The sequence below is a fragment of the Paenibacillus sp. FSL E2-0190 genome (assembly GCF_037992965.1).
Classification (GTDB): domain Bacteria; phylum Bacillota; class Bacilli; order Paenibacillales; family Paenibacillaceae; genus Paenibacillus_AQ; species Paenibacillus_AQ odorifer.
In genome coordinates this window covers 2,422,455-2,444,290 of sequence record NZ_CP150306.1, presented here as the reverse complement: position 1 = coordinate 2,444,290, position 21,836 = coordinate 2,422,455, and the positions used below count along the sequence as shown (strand labels likewise).

General features: G+C 45.8%; 22 protein-coding genes. 8 read left to right on the top strand and 14 right to left on the bottom strand.

All coding sequences use genetic code 11. The annotated features are described in order from the left end of the window. Positions 1 to 30: 30 nt before the first annotated feature. Both pfkA and NST25_RS10380 read right to left on the bottom strand, forming a co-directional pair. Positions 31 to 1,002, bottom strand: a complete 972-nt coding sequence (gene pfkA / locus NST25_RS10385) for a 6-phosphofructokinase (RefSeq protein WP_036689277.1) — start codon at positions 1,000 to 1,002, stop codon at positions 31 to 33. Between the two features lie 66 nt (positions 1,003 to 1,068). Beyond that, the gene (locus tag NST25_RS10380) at positions 1,069 to 2,151 is read right to left on the bottom strand and encodes a tetraprenyl-beta-curcumene synthase family protein (RefSeq protein WP_036689648.1); all 1,083 of its coding nucleotides are present in this window, start codon (positions 2,149 to 2,151) and stop codon (positions 1,069 to 1,071) included. Positions 2,152 to 2,344: 193 nt separating this feature from the next. On the opposite strand from NST25_RS10380, the gene NST25_RS10375 reads away from it, so the two are divergent. Further along, on the top strand, positions 2,345 to 3,595 hold the full coding sequence (locus NST25_RS10375) for an MFS transporter (protein ID WP_076125115.1): 1,251 nt from the start codon (positions 2,345 to 2,347) through the stop codon (positions 3,593 to 3,595). Between the two features lie 214 nt (positions 3,596 to 3,809). Here NST25_RS10375 and NST25_RS10370 read toward each other — a convergent pair whose 3' ends face one another. Then, positions 3,810 to 4,007, bottom strand: coding sequence for a cold shock domain-containing protein (locus NST25_RS10370; RefSeq protein ID WP_036689272.1), 198 nt, complete (start codon positions 4,005 to 4,007; stop codon positions 3,810 to 3,812). Positions 4,008 to 4,180: 173 nt separating this feature from the next. Between NST25_RS10370 and NST25_RS10365 the strand changes: the two genes are divergently transcribed. The 6 genes from NST25_RS10365 to NST25_RS10340 all read left to right on the top strand — a co-directional run bounded on the left by NST25_RS10365 (position 4,181) and on the right by NST25_RS10340 (position 8,851). After that, entirely contained in the window at positions 4,181 to 4,414 is a 234-nt protein-coding gene (locus NST25_RS10365) for a hypothetical protein (protein ID WP_036689271.1), read from the top strand. Between the two features lie 6 nt (positions 4,415 to 4,420). Next, positions 4,421 to 4,591 (top strand): hypothetical protein, encoded by a 171-nt coding sequence (locus tag NST25_RS10360; RefSeq protein WP_036689267.1) that lies wholly within the window; start codon positions 4,421 to 4,423, stop codon positions 4,589 to 4,591. Between the two features lie 212 nt (positions 4,592 to 4,803). After that, positions 4,804 to 6,594 (top strand): oligoendopeptidase F, encoded by a 1,791-nt coding sequence (gene pepF, locus NST25_RS10355; protein WP_248549265.1) that lies wholly within the window; start codon positions 4,804 to 4,806, stop codon positions 6,592 to 6,594. Positions 6,595 to 6,682: 88 nt separating this feature from the next. Beyond that, entirely contained in the window at positions 6,683 to 6,994 is a 312-nt protein-coding gene (locus NST25_RS10350) for a lipopolysaccharide assembly protein LapA domain-containing protein (RefSeq protein WP_042126298.1), read from the top strand. A 2-nt stretch (positions 6,995 to 6,996) separates the two neighbouring features. Further along, positions 6,997 to 8,037, top strand: a complete 1,041-nt coding sequence (locus NST25_RS10345; RefSeq protein WP_076125158.1) for a M42 family metallopeptidase — start codon at positions 6,997 to 6,999, stop codon at positions 8,035 to 8,037. A gap of 76 nt (positions 8,038 to 8,113) precedes the next feature. Continuing rightward, a complete protein-coding gene (locus NST25_RS10340) occupies positions 8,114 to 8,851 on the top strand; it encodes a hypothetical protein (protein ID WP_340393935.1) in 738 nt (245 codons plus the stop codon). A 354-nt stretch (positions 8,852 to 9,205) separates the two neighbouring features. On the opposite strand, the gene NST25_RS10335 is transcribed toward NST25_RS10340, so the two are convergent. The 10 genes from NST25_RS10335 to hemE all read right to left on the bottom strand — a co-directional run bounded on the left by NST25_RS10335 (position 9,206) and on the right by hemE (position 19,660). Beyond that, on the bottom strand, positions 9,206 to 9,691 hold the full coding sequence (locus tag NST25_RS10335) for a tetratricopeptide repeat protein (RefSeq protein WP_249267663.1): 486 nt from the start codon (positions 9,689 to 9,691) through the stop codon (positions 9,206 to 9,208). A gap of 40 nt (positions 9,692 to 9,731) precedes the next feature. Next, on the bottom strand, positions 9,732 to 11,666 hold the full coding sequence (locus tag NST25_RS10330; protein WP_340393934.1) for an ABC-F family ATP-binding cassette domain-containing protein: 1,935 nt from the start codon (positions 11,664 to 11,666) through the stop codon (positions 9,732 to 9,734). Positions 11,667 to 11,753: 87 nt separating this feature from the next. Next, entirely contained in the window at positions 11,754 to 12,323 is a 570-nt protein-coding gene (locus NST25_RS10325; RefSeq protein ID WP_036689257.1) for a TetR/AcrR family transcriptional regulator, read from the bottom strand. A 44-nt stretch (positions 12,324 to 12,367) separates the two neighbouring features. Beyond that, positions 12,368 to 13,171: a DUF92 domain-containing protein gene (locus NST25_RS10320; RefSeq protein WP_340393931.1), complete on the bottom strand. Its 804-nt coding sequence runs from the start codon at positions 13,169 to 13,171 to the stop codon at positions 12,368 to 12,370. A 22-nt stretch (positions 13,172 to 13,193) separates the two neighbouring features. Then, on the bottom strand, positions 13,194 to 13,817 hold the full coding sequence (locus tag NST25_RS10315) for a fumarylacetoacetate hydrolase family protein (RefSeq protein ID WP_340393929.1): 624 nt from the start codon (positions 13,815 to 13,817) through the stop codon (positions 13,194 to 13,196). A 36-nt stretch (positions 13,818 to 13,853) separates the two neighbouring features. Beyond that, complete coding sequence (locus tag NST25_RS10310; RefSeq protein WP_254847631.1) at positions 13,854 to 14,588, bottom strand: glycerophosphodiester phosphodiesterase family protein; 735 nt, start codon at positions 14,586 to 14,588, stop codon at positions 13,854 to 13,856. 18 nt (positions 14,589 to 14,606) lie between these two features. Continuing rightward, on the bottom strand, positions 14,607 to 16,004 hold the full coding sequence (locus NST25_RS10305) for a CapA family protein (RefSeq protein ID WP_340393927.1): 1,398 nt from the start codon (positions 16,002 to 16,004) through the stop codon (positions 14,607 to 14,609). A gap of 162 nt (positions 16,005 to 16,166) precedes the next feature. After that, the gene (gene hemG, locus NST25_RS10300; RefSeq protein ID WP_340393925.1) at positions 16,167 to 17,591 is read right to left on the bottom strand and encodes a protoporphyrinogen oxidase; all 1,425 of its coding nucleotides are present in this window, start codon (positions 17,589 to 17,591) and stop codon (positions 16,167 to 16,169) included. Then, a complete protein-coding gene (hemH, locus tag NST25_RS10295; protein ID WP_076191329.1) occupies positions 17,588 to 18,544 on the bottom strand; it encodes a ferrochelatase in 957 nt (318 codons plus the stop codon). Before hemH ends, hemG begins: the two co-directional genes overlap by 4 nt. Before the next feature lie 54 nt (positions 18,545 to 18,598). Further along, positions 18,599 to 19,660, bottom strand: a complete 1,062-nt coding sequence (gene hemE, locus NST25_RS10290; RefSeq protein WP_076125097.1) for a uroporphyrinogen decarboxylase — start codon at positions 19,658 to 19,660, stop codon at positions 18,599 to 18,601. A 230-nt stretch (positions 19,661 to 19,890) separates the two neighbouring features. On the opposite strand from hemE, the gene NST25_RS10285 reads away from it, so the two are divergent. Further along, positions 19,891 to 21,111 (top strand): MFS transporter, encoded by a 1,221-nt coding sequence (locus NST25_RS10285; RefSeq protein WP_038569803.1) that lies wholly within the window; start codon positions 19,891 to 19,893, stop codon positions 21,109 to 21,111. A gap of 4 nt (positions 21,112 to 21,115) precedes the next feature. On the opposite strand, the gene NST25_RS10280 is transcribed toward NST25_RS10285, so the two are convergent. After that, positions 21,116 to 21,745 (bottom strand): O-methyltransferase, encoded by a 630-nt coding sequence (locus NST25_RS10280; protein WP_076191324.1) that lies wholly within the window; start codon positions 21,743 to 21,745, stop codon positions 21,116 to 21,118. Positions 21,746 to 21,836: the final 91 nt, after the last annotated feature.

The following is a 21,836-nucleotide window of genomic DNA, read 5'->3' as shown; positions in this document are numbered from 1 at the left end:
GCTGTTCCTTTTTATATATAGCGTCGCTAATTATTGGGAAAGACGGGAAGCCAGCTCGTACAGCTCCAGGTCAAAGCCCTTTTTCGTATTTACAACGAGATCAATATCTGTAAGAGTTAATTCACCTTTGATGATACCACAAGCCTTGTCGGATTCACCTTCGATTAGCTTACGTACGGCAAAATCGCCAAGACGGCTAGCCAGATTCCGGTCTCCAGGAGTTGGTGTTCCACCACGTTGGATATGTCCGAGTACAGTAACACGTGCATCCAGAGAAGCATGACGGTCTTTCAGAGCTTGAGCCACATCTTCACCTTTGCCAACGCCTTCGGCAACAATTACGATACTGTGACGTTTACCTCTGATAAAGTTATCGCGCATCCGGTCAGCAACTTCATTCAAATCATACGGCATTTCCGGCACAAGAATTGTTTCTGCTCCGGAAGCCAGTCCAGCATGCAGCGCGATATCGCCACAGTGGCGTCCCATAACCTCTACAATCGAAGAACGTTCATGGGAGGACATAGTGTCACGCAACTTGTTAATAGCGTCTACAACAACGCCAACCGCTGTATCAAACCCGATAGTGTAGTCTGTGAAGGAGATATCGTTATCAATCGTACCTGGCAAAGCCATAGTCTTGATACCAAGTTTACTTAATTTGTTAGCTCCTTTATAAGAACCATCTCCACCGATAACTACTAGACCATCGATACCCAGTTCATTAAGGATATCCGCGCCTTTTTGTTGTCCTTCCGGTTTCGTGAACTCCAGACATCTTGCAGACTGCAGAACAGTACCGCCACGTTGAATAATATCCCCTACACTGCGAAGATCCATTGGGAAAATATCGCGATTCAGCAGACCTTGATAACCACGTTGCACCCCAAATACCTCAATACCGAAATAAAGTGCGCTTCTTACAACCGCACGAACAGCGGCGTTCATTCCCTGTGAATCTCCACCACTAGTCAATACTGCGATTTTTTGAATTTTAGACATTCTGTTGTTCCTCCTTAAAATTGTGCGAAGCCTGATACATCTTATAAAAACAACTTCGCGACATGGTTACAAAAAGCGTTTGCGTATCCAACGGCTGTTAGCGAAGAAGAACAGTCTTGTAAGCGGACTGCCTTTCATCAGGCTTTTAGATACAGAGCGAACTTCCCGCTGTTCGCTAACTTTGGGATCAGATAAATAAAGTGCCAGCAATCCCTCAATCACCATACGATGCATCGAAGACTCTGGAAGATTTCGAACATCCTTACGGGCCCACTCAACCATTGCAGCGATCCGACTCAGCATGGTATCTGTGTCATCATAATAATTGCAGAAATTAAGATCACCGCCTGCTCGGTCCTCTTCCTGATCAATCAGATAATCCAGCATAATGTGCAGACCACATACATGCGGAAAATACGCAGCTCGAATCGAAGCCGCAGAAGCTTGGTTCAGCTTCGGATCACATGCGGAAAGAAATAACATAAATACACCTAGTGTTGATCCCGTTGCAGCCGAAAACTCATTCCATTGCAGATGCGGCGCTCGACTGCCCTGTTCCTCCCACCACTCCTTCAGGGCTGTTTCCCTGAGTTCCGGGCGGATGTGCTTATACACTTGTAAATCTGTATAGAGCACAGCCAGTTCTCGAATCTCCGCTGCAGCAGCGGAATAACCTGGCAACAAAGAAATCATTTCTTGGCATTTACGAACCAGCCTGTACAAATATCCGCCGTCATTCTGTTCACTTCGAAGCGCATAATAATTACCTGGCTCAGCATTTGGATCAATAGCATCCAGCATAGATTGATGCAGCAGCCTGAAATCTGCAGGATCAAGCGAAGTACTGCGATCACATAAGTTGTCCAGATAATCACTGATAGTTTGATAAGCAACAATTAGCGGAATCAGTATATGTTTCATCGATAAATTGCCGGCGGCATAAATACCACCGCCTATGCAATGAAACTCTTTAGTTTCAATGCTGGCAAGTGCTTGCTTCCGGAGCTCGGGATCGGGAATCCCGTTCGCATCTTGGCGCCAGAAATGGAGACATTCTCTCACTTCCGGCAGCACGTACTTATAGACCCTGTTCATAAGTCCCAGTGGACCACGCGGGCTAAGGTAACGGCCTTGCTCTAATTCACTCAATGACAGTGCCTCCACATTGTTGTCTCCTTATCCAAATCACCACTTATTATAATATGATCAGGCGTATTTGTACAAACAACAAAATCACTTTCGTAAAATCATGAAAGATTCAGAAATACAGCAGTTTTTAAAAACATCTCCCCATTGCTTTATGCTATACTAGGCATATTTCAATTTCGGAGGAGTGCAATCCATGTTTTCAAAACGGACCGGCAGCCTTTACAGTGATCAAAACTGGCTGCGTTCCTTTCTTTTTACCATATATGGTACCAGCGTCCTTGTAGTATCCTACTTTCCTTTATTCTACACACATTTAGGGTTTAGCAGTTCTCAGATAGGCTACTTGTATTCCCTCGGTCCCCTTATCTCCATCCTATCCAATCTATTCTGGAGTATGATAAGCGATAAGTTAGGCACCGTTCGAAAGATCATGTTCATACTACTTGCGGGTCAATTAGTAACTGGTCTTCTATTAGCCAGAGCGGCCGAATTTTCATCTGTCATGCTTATTTTGTCCTTCTTCTACTTCTTCTATTACCCAGTTTTTCCGCTTGCCGATACAATGGCTATCAAAGTTGCCGAAAGACACGGACGGAACTTCATTACCATTCGCGTTTTTGGCTCCTTAGGCTATTCTTTCTTTGCTCTAACCGTTGGCTATGCATTAAGAGCATTGGGCTCTACTTGGAGCTTGACCCTATGTATCATCATCATTATTGCTGCACTTTTAATTACCCTAGGTCTTAAGGATGTTAAAAGACCTGCTGTTATAGAAACAACGAATCAAGATAAGGACACAGCTGAAGCTGATAATAGCAAAAATGGACTTAAAGATATATTGTTGCAAAAAGAGGTGCTGTGGTTCTTCGGCTGTGTGTTTGTACTCGCGTTAGGCCATAGAATGAACGAAGCCTTTCTGACGATCAGTCTAAAACAACTAGGCGCAGGTGAGGAAATCATTGGCTGGGCATTGCTCGCGTCAGCTCTTAGTGAAATCCCTGTATTATTTATCCTCAGCAGATACGGCGACAAATTCAAAGAATTGCCCTTGCTGGCCTTGGGGAGTCTGATGTATGCTCTGCGTTTTCTTTTGATGTCCCTGGCGGATCATCCAGGCTCAATGATTGCCATTCAAGCCATGCACAGTATATCATTTGGTGTTTTTTATGTAACATCTGTCCGTTATATCACCCGGATTATCCCGGATCGCCTTCGGGCAACAGGTCTTGCCATTTTTACCGTCGTTTGGTCAAGTGCCTCTGGGCTGCTTAGCGGTACCTTTGGCGGCATTATTTATCAAGAGGCGGGGCGTTATATTTTTTATATAGTGGCTACGGGTTTCAGCTTACTTGCTTTTGCAGGGTTTCTGGGACAGCATTTATTGAAATCCAACCTGGAGCCGATCAATTATTTCAGAAAAAAGAACAAAAAAGCCTCCCTATAATTAGGGTTGGTATTATTCCATAATACAAAGAGGTCGTTGCACTCCCCTTCAATGGAGTGCAACGACCTTTTTCATTTAGGAGAACATCTATAGTGGGCGTAAAAAAACACAGTTCCCGAAAGAACTGTGTTCTGTAAGTTGGTAACCACTCTTGCAAGGGCTTGCCAAGTAAATTATATATTTGTAGCAGACAGCTTAACTGTCCTGCTGTTTCTTATAATTTTACTACGTTTTCAGCTTGCGGTCCGCGACTACCATCAGTGATGTCGAATTCTACTTCTTGACCTTCGTCCAAAGTCTTGAATCCTTCACCTTGAATTGCTGAGAAGTGTACGAATACATCTTCGCCGCCTTCTACTTGAAGAAAACCATAACCTTTTTCTGCGTTAAACCATTTTACTGTACCTTTCAATTGAACAACCTCCTAAAAATAACCGCCATATATGGCGTATAACTATAGTATACTGCAATCTTCTGTTCAAATCAATCAAACCCAACCCTTAATATATGATTTAATTTGCTTTTCCCTTCTCCAGTGCGTTATCATTGAGCCAAAAGCCAAAAATCGCCAGGGTGGTAATGATAATGATCAAAAAACATGAAATATACAAAACAGACAAATGGAATATGATGACGGTAGAAGTTCAAGGCCGCTACATTGTACTCCGCGAAATTTCCGATCAATGGGGAGAAGAAACACATACCTTCCTGAGTCGTCCAGCGATGATGCAATGGGTGAATAACCGCTTCAACAAAGAATCTTATAAAGACAATGAAGAAGAGTACAAAAACATCATTGCAGCTTTCAAACAGGTATAACAGGAAATGAATAACGAAAATCTCACGATTTATGTTGTCCTAGTCCTCTGTCTAGGCGCAGTATTAATTATGACCAAGGATCGTGTCCCGCCGAAACTAAAGCGGGGCATGGCCATGGCTGCGGTCGTAATGATTCTGTTTGCTTTCATCTTTGTTATTTATAGCTTATTGGCATAACTACCATATAAAGAAGACTAAATATTAATAATCAGGACTTAGCAGGACATAATAAGCTGACTCTACTTTTCAAAGAGGAGGACGTCATGCCTATTACACTCAAGTCCATCCCTCTTCTACTTGTGCTCAGCTTGCTACCGGGTGAAATATCATCCACAGTATTGCCGAGGGAGATTATGCCTACTACATCTCATCATTCTAGGAGGGTTTCTATGGAACAATTATTGAAGAGAAGTGAAGTACCTGCTGAGAATCGTTGGAAGCTTGAAGATATATTTGCCTCTCAGAAGGATTGGGATGCTGAATATGCTGAAGCTAAATCACTGATCAAAAAAGCTGCTGATTTCCAAGGTAAACTTGATTCCGCAGAAGCTGTGAAACAATGTTTTGAGCTGGATGACAAGCTGTCCGTCTCCACTGAGCGACTTTTTGTCTATGCTCATATGCGTCAGGATGAAGACACTGCTAATCCTGAATATCAAGCTTTGTCCTCCAAAGCGAAGAAGCTTGGGATCGAAGCAGGCGAAGCCTTTTCTTTTGTAACCCCAGAAATCTTGGCACTGCCTATTGAGAAGTTGGATCAATTTATTGCTGATCCTGAACTGTCCGCTTACACCTTCACTTTAAAAGAGATGAAACGTGAGAAAGCGCATGTATTGTCCAAGGCTGAGGAAGCTCTGCTTGCCCAAGTTGGAAACCTAGCACAAGCGCCTCAGAATATTTTTAGTATGCTGAACAACGCAGATCTGAAATTCCCTAAGATTAAAGATGAAGATGGCAAAGAGGTCGAGCTGACTCACGGCAACTATATCAAGTTCTTGGAAAGCTCCGATCGCGAGGTTCGCCGAAATGCTTTTAAAGCAGTCTATGAAACCTATCGTAAGCAAAAAAACACCATCGCAGCAACGCTTAGCGCCAATGTGAACAAAAACGTCTTTTTCTCACACGTCCGCAAGTATCCATCTGTAATGGAAATGTCTCTTTACGGTGATAACATTCCAAAAGAGGTATACACCAACCTGATCGATACGATTCATGAGAGTCTTCCTTTAATGCACCGTTACATGAAGTTGCGTCAAAAGCTGCTTGGTGTGGATGAGTTACATATGTATGACCTATTTGCACCACTAGTAGATGAATATAAGCTGGATATCACGTACGAAGAAGCGAAGAAAATTACCAAAGAAGGCCTCAAACCGCTGGGTGAAGATTATCTGAATGTGCTGCAAAAAGGCTACGACAATGGCTGGATTGATGTCTATGAGAACGAGAATAAACGCTCTGGAGCTTACAGCTGGGGCCCTTATGGCACACACCCATACGTCCTGCTGAACCATAACGATAATCTGAACAGTATGTTTACTCTGGCACATGAGATGGGTCATGCTCTACACTCTTATTTTTCAGACAACGCTCTGAACTATCGGGATGCACAGTATACCATTTTCCTTGCAGAGGTTGCTTCAACTACCAATGAAGCTTTGCTTATGGATTATCTACTCAAAAAGTCTACAGATCCTAAGGAAAAAATGTATCTGCTCACTTACTATGCCGATCAGTTCCGGACAACGATTTTCCGGCAAACAATGTTCGCAGAATTTGAAAAGATCATTCATCAGCGTGTTGAAGAGGGCGATTCGCTTACCCCTCAAGATCTTTCAAGTATCTACTACGACCTGAATGTCAAATACTACGGCAAAGAAATGGTTGTAGATCAGGATATCGAGATGGAATGGGCACGAATTCCGCATTTCTATAACAGCTTCTATGTTTACAAATATGCAACAGGCTTCTCGGCAGCGACTAGCTTTGCCAAACAAATCCTTGAAGAAGGTAAACCGGCGGTAGATCGTTACCTCGGCTTCCTGAAGAGCGGTGGCAGTGATTACTCCATCAATATTTTGTCAAAAGCAGGCGTTGACATGTCGTCTCCTGAGCCGATTCGCGAAGCGATGAGTGTGTTCGAAAGTGTTATCGAGCAAATGGAACAGTTGACCAAATAAGGCAGAGAGCTTAGTATTACATTAATCCCTTGCCCTATCTGGGCAGGGGATTTTATATTGTTATATCCCCCTGAGGAGGAAGAATTCAATGAGAATTCAATGGTCACTAATTGCGGGTCTAATCTTCGCGCTGCTAACCGCCATATTCGCAGTCATCAACGTTGATCCCGTTCAAGTCAATTTCGGTTTTGATGTGGTTAATATACCACTTATACTCGTTATTCTTGGCTGCGCGTTAATTGGCGGAATCATCGTGGGCTCTTACGGCATTTTTCGTCAATACAAACTACAAAAGCAAATTAAAAGCTTAACTGCTGAGCTTACCAAGCTTCGTGATGCCGACACTTCACTGGATTCTTTTAACACAGACAATGATGGCTTAACAGGAGGGCTTAACTAATGATTACCATTCAACCTAATGAAGACTACATACTTTCCATCCTAAAAAAAATACTCGACACCCCCAGCCCAAGCGGTTTCACCGCACAGGTAATGACACTAGTTGCTGAAGAAGCAGCTGCGCTGAACGTACCTTTAAGCTGGAATGAAAAAGGCGGCGTAATTCTTAACGTCCCTGGCCTAGATCCCTCTCGTACTATTGGCATCAGCGCTCACGTGGATACACTTGGTGCCATGGTCCGCTCGATTAAAGCTAATGGTACACTGCGTCTGACCTCTGTGGGTGGCTTCGCCATGCACAGCATTGAGAATGAATACTGCACGATCCATACCCGTAGCGGCAAAACTTATACAGGAACCATCTTAACCAGCCATCCATCTGTTCACGTATATCCAGATGCTCGTGACTTCAAACGATCAGAGGAGAACATGGAAGTACGTATTGATGAGCTGGTATCTTCTAAAGAAGACGTACTCAAGCTTGGCATTTCCGTCGGAGATTTCATTTCTTTCGATGCACGTGCAGTGATTACGCCTAGCGGTTACATTAAATCCCGTCATTTAGATGACAAAGCAAGCGTGGCTGCCCTTCTCGGATTGCTGGAAAGTATTAAACGTGAAGGTTGGAAACCTCTCCACAACCTTTCTTTCCTCATCTCTAACTACGAGGAAGTGGGACATGGTACAGCTTGGATTCCTGGTGAAATCAATGAAATGATTGCCGTCGATATGGGCGCCATGGGTGATGATCTCAGCTGTAAAGAAACCGATGTATCCATCTGTGCTAAAGACTCTTCCGGCCCTTACGATTATGTTATGACAGGTCGTTTGATTGAACTGGCAGAAGCACTAGCAATTCCTTATGCCGTTGATATTTATCCTATGTACGGCTCCGATGCTTCCGCAGCGCTCAGAGGCGGAAACAATATCCGTGCAGCATTGATTGGCCCAGGTGTACATGCCTCCCACTCCATGGAACGTACGCATAAGCAAGCTGTAGTGAACACTGCTAAGCTTCTCGCTGCTTATGTGGGGACAAACTGAGGGTAGCTCTGGCAAGCTGAACCAGCTCTGGAGGCGCAGACAGGGACTTATCGTCTCACTTCTGGTGTTATTGATAGTGGGGTTAGCGCTATCGTTGTTTCTGGTATTTAGAAATCATAAGGAAGATCCCTTTAAAGGTCTTCCTCACGCCTATAGCTTTTTGGAAACAGTGAGTACAGATAACGTGCAGCTCTATATGATGTCACTTTCACCTGAAGATATTAAGCTCAGGGCCGCGGGTGTCCCTTTACGGCAAGTTAATGCATATGGGATTAACGGTGGTTTTTTCTATCAAGATGCGCTTTTATCCATGGCTATCATGAATGATACTCCAGTCAACGGAGCCCAGAAGGGTTATGGGTCTGGCTGGTTCAATGCTAAATACGCACGTGGAACCCTTGTCTGGGATGGTGCCAGCCGTAGCTTCTCCGTACAGGTTGTCTCTTCTGGAGAAGAATTGAAGATTACTGATCGCCAGCATTATTTTGCGCAAGGTGGCATTAGTATGAATCTGGGACACGAAGACTTATGGGAAGCGGCAGTAGCTGAAGAGCATCTTCCTTACGCTGATGAGAAACGCCTGCGCTCAGGCATGGTGTATGACATCACAGGAAAGCTCTGGCTGATTGTTACCCCAACGCTCTCAACAGCGGCAGAGTTCCGCTCAGCGATCCTCCAGACAGTTCCTGCTAAGGGTCTGGAGGGCATCTTCTTGGACGGAGATGGCTCTTCCCAGATGAATGCGAAGGAAATCATTGTACCCGGCGATTCTCGGTCTGTAGTACAAATGATTGCTGTGGACGGAACGAAATAAATAAGTAGAAAAATAAAAGAGTAGAATTCTCCAATTAGTGGAGGATCCTACTCTTTTTTTGTTTATTGGTGGTTCACTTGTTCTTCAACAGACACTGCCGGAATTTCCGGTGGTCATCACTTTTGTCTGGTGCTTACGGACCCAGATGGCGTTATTCGCAAATTATTAGCCTTTGGAGCATTGTTTCGGACCCAAGCGACGTTATTCACGCAAAAAAGGAACGTATTGGGTGCTTTTAGTGTCAATAGCGATTGTGGTGTCCGTTAACATTCCAAATGGGTTATAATGCTGCGTTTAAGGTCAGCTGTGTCCGGGTAGTGATTTGTAAGAATCACTGTGATTTAAAAGCCAGCCTCAATCCCAGACTTGCTCCAGTTTATCTGAATAATAAGAAATGGCCTTACTGTAACTTCTTATCCCTTCATCCGCAGAGGTTTCTGCCAACAGCTTAAGCAGCAGCTCCATCGCTTGACTATGCTCTCCAAGATTGTGCAAGGTCATGGCTAGGAACGCCGGAAATTCCTTATTCTCCGGGTACTCCTGAACAGCCTGCATCAGAAGACCTTTTGACTTCTCGTATTCTCCGAGTGTCCGGTAGGTGCTGCCCAGTCCCAATAGAGCGCCAACTCTCTGCTCAGAAGGTAATCCTAACGCCAAGCTTTTCTCATAAAAGGGTACTGCCGCCCGCTCCAAACCCAGCACATCATGCGTCCAGGCCAATTGATATAGAAGTTCAGCGTCCCCAGCATTCTGCTCATATAGCTCAAACAGCATCATTTTGGCTTCTTCCGCTTTACCAGCGTTGCGTAGGGCTACGGCAGCTTTAAGTTTATCTTCCACACAGAGCTCCCCTATTTTCATTCAAAGCCATCCAACGGGTTTAAGCCTTACCAGCTATTTTCTCCGCAAGCTCGTTCAGATAGGTCCAGCGTTCCATAAGACGCTCCAGCTCTGCTTCGGCTAGGCGTTGCTCCTCTACTAGCTCCTGCAGCCTTCCAGAGTCAGCAAAAGCTGCCTCCATCTGTACACTAATATCCGTCAAGCGTTGCTCTGCAAGCTCAATTTGCTCATCAATGCCCTCATATTCACGCTGTTCCTTGAAGCTGAATTTGAGTTTTGTTTTGGGAGCCGTTGAAGCTGCAGGGTTGCTGGCAGTGTCCGCGGCCTCTTTTTGCTTTGAGCTTCCTTCTTTGTTCGGTTCTCCAATGCGTGACGGTACATTTTTGGCCAGCCATTCTTCATATTCCGTATAATCGCCAACGTGAATCCGGATATCGCCATTTTCAAAAGCAATCAGCTTATCTATCGTACGGTCCAAGAAATAACGGTCATGGGATACGGTAAGGACGACACCCGGAAATTCATCCAGATAATCTTCCAAAACAGCCAATGTGCCGATATCCAAATCGTTCGTAGGTTCATCCAAAAGCAATACGTTTGGAGCTCCCATCAATACACGAAGCAGATACAAGCGTCTTTTTTCGCCACCAGACAGCTTGGAGATCGGTGTCCATTGCATCGCAGGAGGGAACAAGAAGCGTTCCAGCATTTGACCAGCCGTAATCACACTGCCGTCTGCTGTCCGTATCACTTCTGCTTCTTCCTTCACGTATTCAATGGCACGCATACTGTCATCCATATCCTGATGCTCTTGTGTAAAGTAACCAAGCTTAACCGTAGCGCCAAGCTGAACTTCACCTTTATCGGGTTGCAGCTGACCTGCAATCATATTTAAGAGTGTGGATTTGCCGCTGCCGTTCGGGCCGACGATGCCCACTCTATCCTGGGGTACAGCGATATAGCTGAGATCTTTGATTAGCTGACGACCATCCAACGCTTTCGACAGGTCATTAATTTCAATGATCTTGCGACCTAAACGTGTAGAAGCCACAGAGATATCCAATGAACCGTTCGAGCTGCTTCCCGTACTCTCTTTCAGCTTCTCGAAGCGGTCGATTCTTGCCTTCTGTTTTGTTGAACGGGCTTTGGCACCGCGACGAATCCAAGCCAGCTCTGTACGCAACAGATTCTTACGCTTCTGTTCGGCAGAGGCTTCTCGTTCTTCTCGATCGGCTTTAAGCTCTAGAAACCGTGAATAGTTAGCTTCATAACGATAAAGCTGGCCACCATCTAGCTCTAGCATGACACTAGCCACACGCTCCAGGAAGTAACGATCATGCGTCACCATCAAAAGAGCGCCGCGCCGTTTCTGCAAATATTGCTCCAACCAAGCCACGGAATCCGTATCAATATGGTTGGTAGGCTCATCAAGAATCAGCAGTTCAGAGGGGGTAATCAGTGCAGCTGCCAGAGCCACACGTTTACGTTGTCCACCAGAAAGTGTGTCCATTAACGCATCAAACTTTAAGATGCCTAGCTTGGTAAGCACGCTTTTGGCTTCACTCTCCAAATGCCATGTTCCCGCAGCGTCGATCGCCTGCCCAATCTTTACTAGTTTTCCTTCCAGTTCAGCATTACCAGGCTGCTGTTCAAGCTGGGACATAGTCTCCATATACTCACGCATGGTAGCAAGGTCTGGATCATCCCCGGCGAACACTTGCTGCAAAACTGTATTCATAGGATCATAAGGAGGATTCTGCGCCAAATATTGTACTCTTACATTATTCCCGATGGCAATTTGTCCACCATCCGGAGTATCCAGACCGGCAATAATCCGTAAAAAGGTTGATTTACCCGTTCCATTCACACCGATTAAGCCAATTTTATCCCGATCGTCCATACCAAATGAAGCGTCGCTAAAGAGTACTTTCTCGCCATAACTCTTGGAAAGATGTTCCACGGTCATAATATTCATGCTATTTCCTCGCTTGCCTTATATTTTCATAAAACCGGCCCGCATCTAACCAATGCTATTTATCCGGTCTATCATCCTATCCAAAATTCAGGTGATCATGGCCCCTCTAATAAAAAGACCAGCAGCGAAATCAGCGCGTTTATACGCGTCCTCCTCCGTAAAAGACGGATCAAATAAAATATCCATCTTCAAACGATCCAGCATCCCTATGTAGGACTGTGCCATAAGCTCAGGCTCGGATGCTCCACCTTCTAATAATACCTTGACCACATCTTGCATGTATTGCTCCATAAATTGAGTCATATACGCCACTAATTCAGGATTATTGTTAGGGGCACGGAAAAAGAGCTTCGTATGCCGCTTGCGTTCATAATAATAATTCAAGTGATGTTTAGCAATGATCGAAAGTTTACCGGCCAAAGTATCACTAGCCTTCAGCCTTTCCTGTAATTGCAGGAGAAACCCCTCACAATCGCGGCGCGTCACTGCCATGAATAATTCTTCCTTGCTCTTGAAGTATAAATAAACGGTGCCCTTTGCTATCCCGGCTTGCTCCGCCACTTCCGACATCTTCGTTTCGTAAAATCCACCTGAACCGAAGAGCTCGTATGCGGCATCCAGAATAGCAGTATGTTTTTGATTGGATGTGCTACTCATCGGTCCCTCCCTAAACTGTGCCGTTCAAAGCTTAAATTCAAATGCTAAATGATCATGCTCAGCAGTAAGGCTGCCGTACCTCCTAGGATAGAGCTGATGGCATTGACTGCGTCATTGCTCATCCACTTCCAGCCTCTTGCGTGTACAGCTGGAGCCCCACAATGCTGTGAGCCTTCCACTTCGCGGCCGCATACGGTACAGCGGTTCATCTGCTGCACGGTTGCACCAAGGATAGAGTCGGCAAAGGCGCCGACTAATCCTCCGGCAAGTCCTGCTAGGGTAAGCAGCACGAAAGAGTGATCCGGCATGCCGGATATCATACGCAGCAGCCAAGCTGACGCACCGATGAGTGCGCCTCCTGCTGCTGCCGCCAGCGTACCTAAGCTGGATACACCACCCGAAGCTCCGGCAGGAAGAACTTTACCCGTAAGGACAGAACGAGGCGGTTTCTTGCTCAGTGTTCCGATCTCCGTAGCCCATGTATCCGAGGTTACTGTAGCCATTACACCAATAAATAGGAACCCCCATAGCTCATTCGGGAAGATCGCATTCAGAAAAACCAGAACCATGCCAAGTCCACCGTTAGCAAAGACCTGCCCGGCATCGCGGCGGCCCGTCTTAGCATACGTCAGCTCTAATTCTGCTTTATTATCATGATGAAGTTTGGACAGCAGGCTTGAAGTGATGAAGAAGATCAGCAATATCCCAAACCAAAAAGCATTTCCGGCACCAAAATAAATAGTGCCCATCACTACCGCGGCAATCATGCCAGAGAGACTTAAAGACTGCTTCCAATATGCCGCTCCCGCAACAATCAAAGCGCCTAAAGCGCCAATAACCCACTGCATAGATTCATCTCCAACAGATCTATTAACCGATCAGGCAAGTCCCCATCAGCTTGTCGCCCCAGTACAGCTCGAAAGCGTCGCCAGCTACAGTAGGACCCACGCCTGCCGGAGTACCTGTAAATATCACATCGTCTTTCCCTAACCCGTAGCGCTCGGCGATAAAACCAACAATTTTTTGAAGTGAAAAAATCATGTTTTTAACATTGCCGCGTTGTACTTCCACCCCATTTTTCACCACTGTAAAATCAGTTCCCTCCAGCTCTTCCTTATCTGGAAACGCTATGTAAGGGGTGAGTGGTGCGGCATTTTTAAAGCCTTTAGCTGGCGTCCACGGCAAACCTTTCTTCTGCAGATCATTATGCACATCACGCAGCGTGAAATCCAGTCCCAGTGCCATTACATCTACCAGATCCTCCACGCTCATGCCTGGTGTATAATCACGTGCAATACGCAGTACAAGTTCACCTTCATAATGAATCTGACCCGCATCCTTTGGCAGCTTAATTACTGCTTTATCGAGGGAAACAGCCGCATGTGAGGGCTTCATGAAGATGAGCGGCTCCACGGGCACATTGTTACCCAATTCCTCCGCGTGTAGCTTGTAGTTGCGTCCAACACAATATAGATTATTAACAGCAGCGCACATAAACAGTCAGCTCTCTTTCCCATCGATTTGGATTATTTATACCTTCAGAAAGGTGTCGCCCCATATATCCGGGCGGTTTGTACAGATCATTATATCAGAATGCATGTCGGCTAAGCGACGCATCTCTTTCGCTTTGTTCACAGTCCAAGCCATAATTTCCACCCCACGCTCGGACAAAAGCTTAGCCAGTCTAGGATTCAGACGCGAGAAGCTAATCGAAAGTAAAGAGCAATCCAGTTCATGCAGCCTGCGTGCAGGATTGCCAAATCTGGAATCAAAGATCAATCCGGTGCGAAAACGGGGATCAATTTCCTTGACTTTTTTTAATGCTCCAGTATCAAAAGAGGTCAAGATCACGTCGTCCCGCATACCTTTTGCAGAAATAAGATCCGTCACCGTCTTCTCAATGCCAGGATACATATCTCCCACTGTTTTCAGTTCAATATTCAGACGCAATCTTCCAGAGGCTAGTGACAGCACCTCTTCCAAAGAAGGCACCCGCTCGCCCTGAAAAACACGCCCTTTCCAGCTCCCCGCATCCAGACGCCGGATATATTCCCAGTCCATGTTCTTCACCTTGCCATGACCATTGGTCGTCCGGTCCAACGTATAATCATGAATGACAACAGGAACGCCGTCTTTGGAGAGCTGGACATCAATTTCCATCCAGTGCACAAAGGGCATGGCAATCGCCATCCGAATGGCTGCCAATGTATTCTCTGGAGCTTTACCGGAAAACCCTCGATGGGCTACACACAAATTGTTCATCATAAGGACCTCCCAGGAACCCTATTTGGTAACTTGAGTGACTTTACCGTCGCTGCCGATCTTTACCCGTCCTGCGGATAGAGCTTCTACTCTTTTTAACAAAAGCTTTCCATCCACTTCGTTCATTGGCACAGGCTGTGCTAGCTCGGCTTTCATAGGCTTCAGCTTTAAGGAGCATTGACCTTTTACACTACATTCCGCCTGAAAAACCGCAGTTTCCCAAGTGGCAGGCACTGTAGATCTCGTAAAAATAAAATTCCCGGTGCTGTAGGCAATCCATTTGCCCTTGTATGGCTCCACGCCTTGCAACACATGTGGATGGCCGCCAATGACAAGATCGGCTCCTGCATCGATAAAGCTATGGCCCAGCGACTGTTGCGTTTTATCATATTGTTCTACCCGTTCTTTACCCCAATGGACCACTACGACCACCAAATCGGCTTTCTTTTTGGCTGCAGCAATAGCCTTCAGTCCTTCTGCACTATCATATACGGAGGCAAGTCCCGGCTTATTTTTCCCTGCCATCCAATCCGACGCAGGAATCACCCGGGTGAATCCCAGCAAAGCGATCTTAATGCCCTTACGTTCAAAATATTGCGCCGAATATGCTTCTTTACTGTTAAGCCCCGCACCCACATAAGGAATTCCTCTTTCAGCAAGGTGGTTAAGGGTATCCCGCAAGCCTTGCTCTCCTTGATCAAGCGTGTGATTATTCGCCATATTTACTGCGTCCACACCCGCTGACTTAAGCGCATCCAGAGCGAGTGGTGATCCTTTGAATACAAATTGCTTATTAGTGGCACTTACGCCACCTGTGGTCACTGGAGTTTCCAGATTCAAGATCGTAAGATCATCTTTCTTGAACAGACCCTCCAATGCGGCATACGAATAATCATAACCTTTCTTCTCCAGCAGTTCTCCAGCTTTCCCGGAAAATATAACATCTCCACCAAAATTCAAAGTTACCGTCTTACCAGACGCGTTATCATCTGACGGCAGACCAGACACTGCATCATTATTTGCTGATTCCGAGCTGTCCTCATCCTTCGCAGGGGTCGCTGTCGCTTCAGGAGCTTGTGTTTCAATAATCTCTTCGGGCTCCTCCTGCGGTGTAGGCGTTGGCTCTGGAGTTGCCGTAGGAGAAGGGCTTGGCGTCTCTGTAGCTTCAGGCGTTGCAACTGCAACCACCGGAGGTGCTGTCTGAGGCTGATCACTACTCTCTGGTATAGGCGTAGCTGTCGCTTCTGCTACCGGAGGCGGTGAGGCGCTTTTCTTGTCAGGGTCATTCGTAAAGCTATAAGTCAATAACACGGTAATCATCAAAAGAAGACCTGCATTGATCCAAGCCCAGGCCGTTCTGCGCTTGCGTTTGCTCTTATGTTTGTTCTTTTGTCTAGAACGCGATCGCGGCGGATACATGGTTTCTGTGATCTCCTCTACTCTCAAATTGTTTTTATTATAGCATATCTATCACAGCACCCTACAAATAAGAGAGTCGATAGAAATAGAAAATTTTACTAACTAAAGAAAAACAGTGAAGCGCCTCATGCTTCGCTTCACTGTTTTATTTAGTCATCGTACTCACATTTCATTCATTAGCTGTTTAGCAACGCTTTCCGCAATAAGCTTGGACTGCTTGATGCAATCTGGCATTGCTATGCCATTAAATCCGGCGCCAATGACATACACACCAGGAAGCGAAGTCGCTAAATCTTTGCGGAATTCGGTAATATTATCAAGATGTCCTATAGGATACTGCGGCATGGAATGCTCTAAGCGGGTGATTTCCGTAAATATTGGTTTCGCAGTAATGCCCATGATCTCTCGTAAATCTTTAAGCACAAGCTCCGTCAAAGCCTCATCAGGCAGCTGAACATTCTGTTCATCACCAGAACGACCCACATAACAGCGCAAAAGCACCTTATCATCAGGAGCCGTATGCGGCCATTTCGTAGATGTCCATGTGCAGGCAGTAATATTTCGCCCTTCTTTACGAGGCACAAAAAAACCTGATCCATCATATTCGTTAACAATATCCTTTTTGTTAAAAGCCATGACTAGATTCGCTACTGAAACATAATCCACCGCTTCCAGCGCCGTAACCTCCATATGGGGACGAAGTAAGTCAGCAGCCGAAAAATTAGGTGTAGTGATATATACATCATCTGCAAGCAACCGTTCGCCATTCTCCAGCTCTACCTCATAAATAGAAGGACTCCCAACAGCCTGAATAGAAACTACGTTAGATTCCGTCCGTTGTTCTACATCATGTAGCTCATAAATCAGACTATGCACGAGGCTTTGCAGCCCTTTGCGGAACGTCAAGAAGGTACTCTGTGTAGTACCTTCCTGTACCTTTTTATTCTTTCGCCCTGTGCGCATTCCACGAATAAGGCTGCCATACTGTTGTTCTAATTGTCCAAATTGCGGAAAAGTAGCATGCAGGCTAATTTTTTGTATATCTCCGGCGTACATGCCAGAGAGGAGTGGCTCGGTTAAGTTCTCCAGCACTTCAGACCCTAGACGGCGCTCAATAAGCTCACCAAGCGATTCGTCTTCATCATTACGCCGCGGAGGAAGAATAAAATCCATCATCGCACGTATTTTACCCCCAAACGAAACTAACCCACTTGATAAAAAAGGTTTCAGTTCGGTAGGGATACCGAGTACAAGACCGTTTGGCAAAGGATTAAGCTTGTCCCGCTGCAAGATATATCGCTTCTTAGCAAGAGGGTTAGCGGATACCAGCTCGTGATCCAATTCCAGTTCCTTAGCCAGCTCGCACATCTCCGCCCTTTCCGCCAGAAATGAATCCGGTCCCTTTTCAATCACAAAACCATCGCGATGTAAGGTTTCAATCTTTCCACCGAGGTTTTTCTCTTTCTCAAGCAAGACAATATCAGGCTTAATACCCGCTTCTTTATAAAATTTACGAATATAAAAGGCGGCGCTGAGTCCGCTCAGCCCTCCGCCTATGATAACAATTTTTCTTGTGGGGCCAATCATGATTGAGCGGCCTTCATCTGCTCCAGTCGTTTACGAATTACATCGCTCAATACAGACATATATGCGGGATCACTATTCAGTGAGTCAATCCGCATAAGACGCATATCAAGCTCTGCAGCTACGGCTGTTGCCTCAATATCGAGATCGTACAGTACCTCTAAATGATCGGATACGAATCCGATAGGGGCCACCAATACGTATTCCACCTGTTCTTTACTAAGCTGTTGCAGCGTGTCCAGAATATCTGGACCAAGCCACGGTTCAGCTGTGCGGCCAGCACTTTGCCAAGTAAACTGCCAGTTGGTTATGCCTGCTTGAGCTGCAATTGCCTGCGAAGTTTCCAGCAGCTGATCCCGATATGGATCACCCATAGCCAGAATACGTTCTGGAAGACTATGAGCGCTGAATAATACGCGAATCTCATCACGGGTCGCACCTGCTTCAATATATTGATCCAGCTTCGCCGACACTCTTTGGCTTAACACATCAATCAATTCAGGATGCATATGGTAACTCTCCACAAAACCCATGTCAATCTTGCATGCATCAGCCTTTTCCTGCGCACGCTTGATGTAGCTCCCTACACTCATACTGGAATAGTGTGGCGCCAAAACAATACCCACTGCTTGAGTAATGCCATCCTTCGCCATAGCCTCCACGCCGTCCTCAATAAAGGGACTGGCATGCTTCAAGCCTTGATAGCAGACAAATTCAACATCCGCTCCCGCTTTATCCGCATTTAATGCTGCTTGTAAAGCTTCTACTTGCCGGTCTGTATTCTCCCGCAGTGGGAATACCCCCCCGACGATTGCTTCATAACGGTCGGTTAACTCTTTAAGCTGCTCCGCTGTTGGCGGATTCCCCCGTCTAATATGCGTGTAATAAGCTTTAACATCTTCTAGGCTCTTAGGAGTGCCATACGACATGACGAGAACACCTATTTTTACTGTCACGGATTCCGTCCCCTTTACAATTTAATAGCGTGGAACAAATAAATTCTTATATTTTTACGAACGTTGCTTAGCCGTTTCTTGTAATACTTCCTGAGAATAAGCGTGAATATACTCCGTCAATTCTCTAAGTTTGTCTAATGAGGCCTCCGGGAATAATCCATGGCCCAGATTGAAGATATAACCTGGCTCAAGCACACCTTCATCGATCAGTGCTTTCGCGCGTTCTTTCAAGAGGTCCATCGGAGCTGTAAGCAAATATGGATCAAGATTTCCTTGAATCGCAAATTTATTGCCTATTCTGCGTCGACCTTCAGTCAAGCTAACTCGCCAATCCAGCCCGATTACGTCTGCTTGAAGCTTCGTAAGGCTTGGCAGCAATTCTCCAGAGCTTACGCCAGGAAAGTATATTTTAGGTACATCAAGATCAGATAATTCGGAAAAAATACGAGAAACCGTCGGCAGCACGTACGTTTCAAAATCGCGTGGAGCAAGCGCACCAACCCAACTGTCGAACAATTGGAAGGCTTTGCCTCCACTCCGCACATGACTTCGGAGGTAAGTGATAATCATATCGCCTAGCTTGTCCATCAGCATTTCCCAGACACGGGGTTCACTGTACATTAGCTCTTTCGTACGGATATATCCTTTGGAAGGTCTACCTTCGATCAAATAGCTGGCAATTGTAAACGGCGCGCCTGCAAAAGTGATCAAAGGAACGTCCAGTTCCTTATCCAGAATAGCAATCGTTTCCAAAATGTGGCTCAGATCACCCTCCACATCAATGGGTTTTAGTCTCTCCACATCAGCTGCACTACGGATCGGATTCTCAATCACTGGACCGATATCCTTAACGATATCGAATTTCACTCCGATTGAAGCAACTGGATTCATAATGTCGGAATACAAAATGGCCGCATCCACACCCAGCTTGCGAACGGGCATCATGGTTACTTCTGCCGCCAGCTCAGGCTGCTTGCAGATTTCAAGCAACGAATACTTTTCCTTAATTTTACGGTACTCGGGATCATAACGGCCGGCCTGCCGCATGTACCATACGGGAACGTGCTCCGTGTCCTGCTTTCTGCAGGCGCGGATAAAAGTGTCATTGTAGGTCATGATAAGATCTCCATTATATTTTATTAGATTTTTTAATCGGCATATCTACTATTATGCCCTTTTTAAAAGCTTGTAACAACTAATACGAAGAGTTTGGAATGACAATCCTATGACATTACTATGACATGTGTTGCACACATGAAGCTGCAAAAAATGATATACTGATAAAATGGCATTTTTTCCGTGAATCATATATTCTCTGAAATTCTTTGAAAGGATGTGAAAGCACTATGAAGAAATGGGAGACCTGGAAGGTCAACCTCTTAGTGCTTTGGTTCGGGCAATTTTTGGTGAATGCTGGAATGACAATGATTACACCCTTCCTGACCTTGTACCTTGCGAAGGATCTTGGTGTCCAGGGTGAACATGAAATTGGAATCTGGGCGGGACTTATTTTTGCCGCAAACTTCTTAACCTCTTTCATATTCCAGCCATTATGGGGCAAGCTTGCAGACAAATATGGACGCAAAATCATGTTGCTGCGTTCCAGCTTTGGGATGGCTATTGTCATGGTATTAATGGGCTTCGCACAATCCCCTTTACAGCTGCTCCTGCTCCGTCTCTTAAACGGTACAATCTCTGGCTTCAATCCCGCCTCCATCGCACTGGTGTCAGGTACTACCCCCAAAGAACGTATGGGCTTCTCCATGGGATTGATGCAATCAGGATCTGTAGCAGGAACAATTCTAGGGCCACTGATTGGTGGCTTACTTGCCGATTTAATCGGATTTCGGCCGATTTTTTATGTCGTTGGAGCCTTGCTCTTTATCGCCTCTCTGCTGGCATTATTTCTTGTTAAAGAAAAATTCGACCGCGCCGAAGCCGCACAAGAGCCACAGGTTTCTGTACTCGCAGGCTTGAAGGAATTAATCAAAATCCCTCAGCTTCCAGCTCTATTCGGTGTAACCTTTCTGCTGCAATTTGCAATGATTAGTCCTATGGCCTTGTTGCCACTTTATGTAGAAAAATTAAATGGACCCGCTGAGAATATAGCCTTCTTGGCCGGGATGGTCAGTGCCGTTACAGGGATCTCCAATATGCTGGCTTCTCCCTTGCTTGGGAAGCTAAGTGACAAAGTCGGCGCACATCGTATTCTGACCTATGCGTTAATTGGCGCTTCACTCTTCCTAATTCCGCAGGCATTCGTAACTAGTGTCTGGCAGCTGATTATAGTCCGTTTCTTAATGGGAGTCTTCATGGGCGGACTGTTGCCCAGCGTTAATGCGCTTATCCGCTCCTATACCCCTGACGGAAAAGAAAGCCGCGCATTCGGCTTCAACAGCAGTACATTGGCGCTAGGCAATATGCTGGGAGCTATCTTGGGCGGCTTTCTATCAGGTTACATCGGAATTGAGGGGCTTTTCATTATATCCGGCTGCTTGCTGCTGGTTAATACGATTTGGGTTCGATTGAAGCTGTACAAAGTAACAACACCGCGGTTATTTCGCTAATCAGCTATTTGACCATCGCTAGTGCCAGTCCATCATAGGCAGGCAGACATGTACTGATAAGACGTTCATCCGTAGCGATCATCTCATTGAAGTGGCGCACAGCCAGGATGGCAGGACCATTTCTATCTGTATTTAAGGTCCGTCCACGGAGAAAAATATTATCACCCGCAATGATCGCTCCTGGATTGGCCAGCTTGATGGCATATTCCAAGTAGTTAGTGTAGTTCAACTTATCTGCGTCAATGAAAAAGAAATCGAACCTAGCGCCCTCTGCTTCCAGTGCCTTCAGGCTGTCCATTGCGGGTCCTATTCTATACTCCGTAGTATCCCCGAAGCCTGCCAGCTCTAAATTACGGCGGGCAAGCTCGGCATAGTCGGCTCTCAGCTCTAGCGAAGTCAGTGTGCCACTTTCAGAGAAACCGCGGGATAAGCAAATTCCGCTGTAACCGCCAAGTGCGCCAATTTCCAAAATACGCTTAGAGCGAGACAGTCTAACTAGCATGGTGAGCAGTCTTCCGTACCCCGGCTCGACAGACACCGGCGGCATGCCTGCTTGAACGATTGCTTCTTTTACTCGAAGCAGAATTTCGTCCTCTGTATAAAGTTGTTCACTGTATTCTTCTTGCGTAAGCATAAAGATTCTCCTTTGAGGATCCCCCGTTTGCTCATAGTAAGGGATGACGGGGAACATTTTATGATTTATGGAATGCCGGGCATTGTGAAGT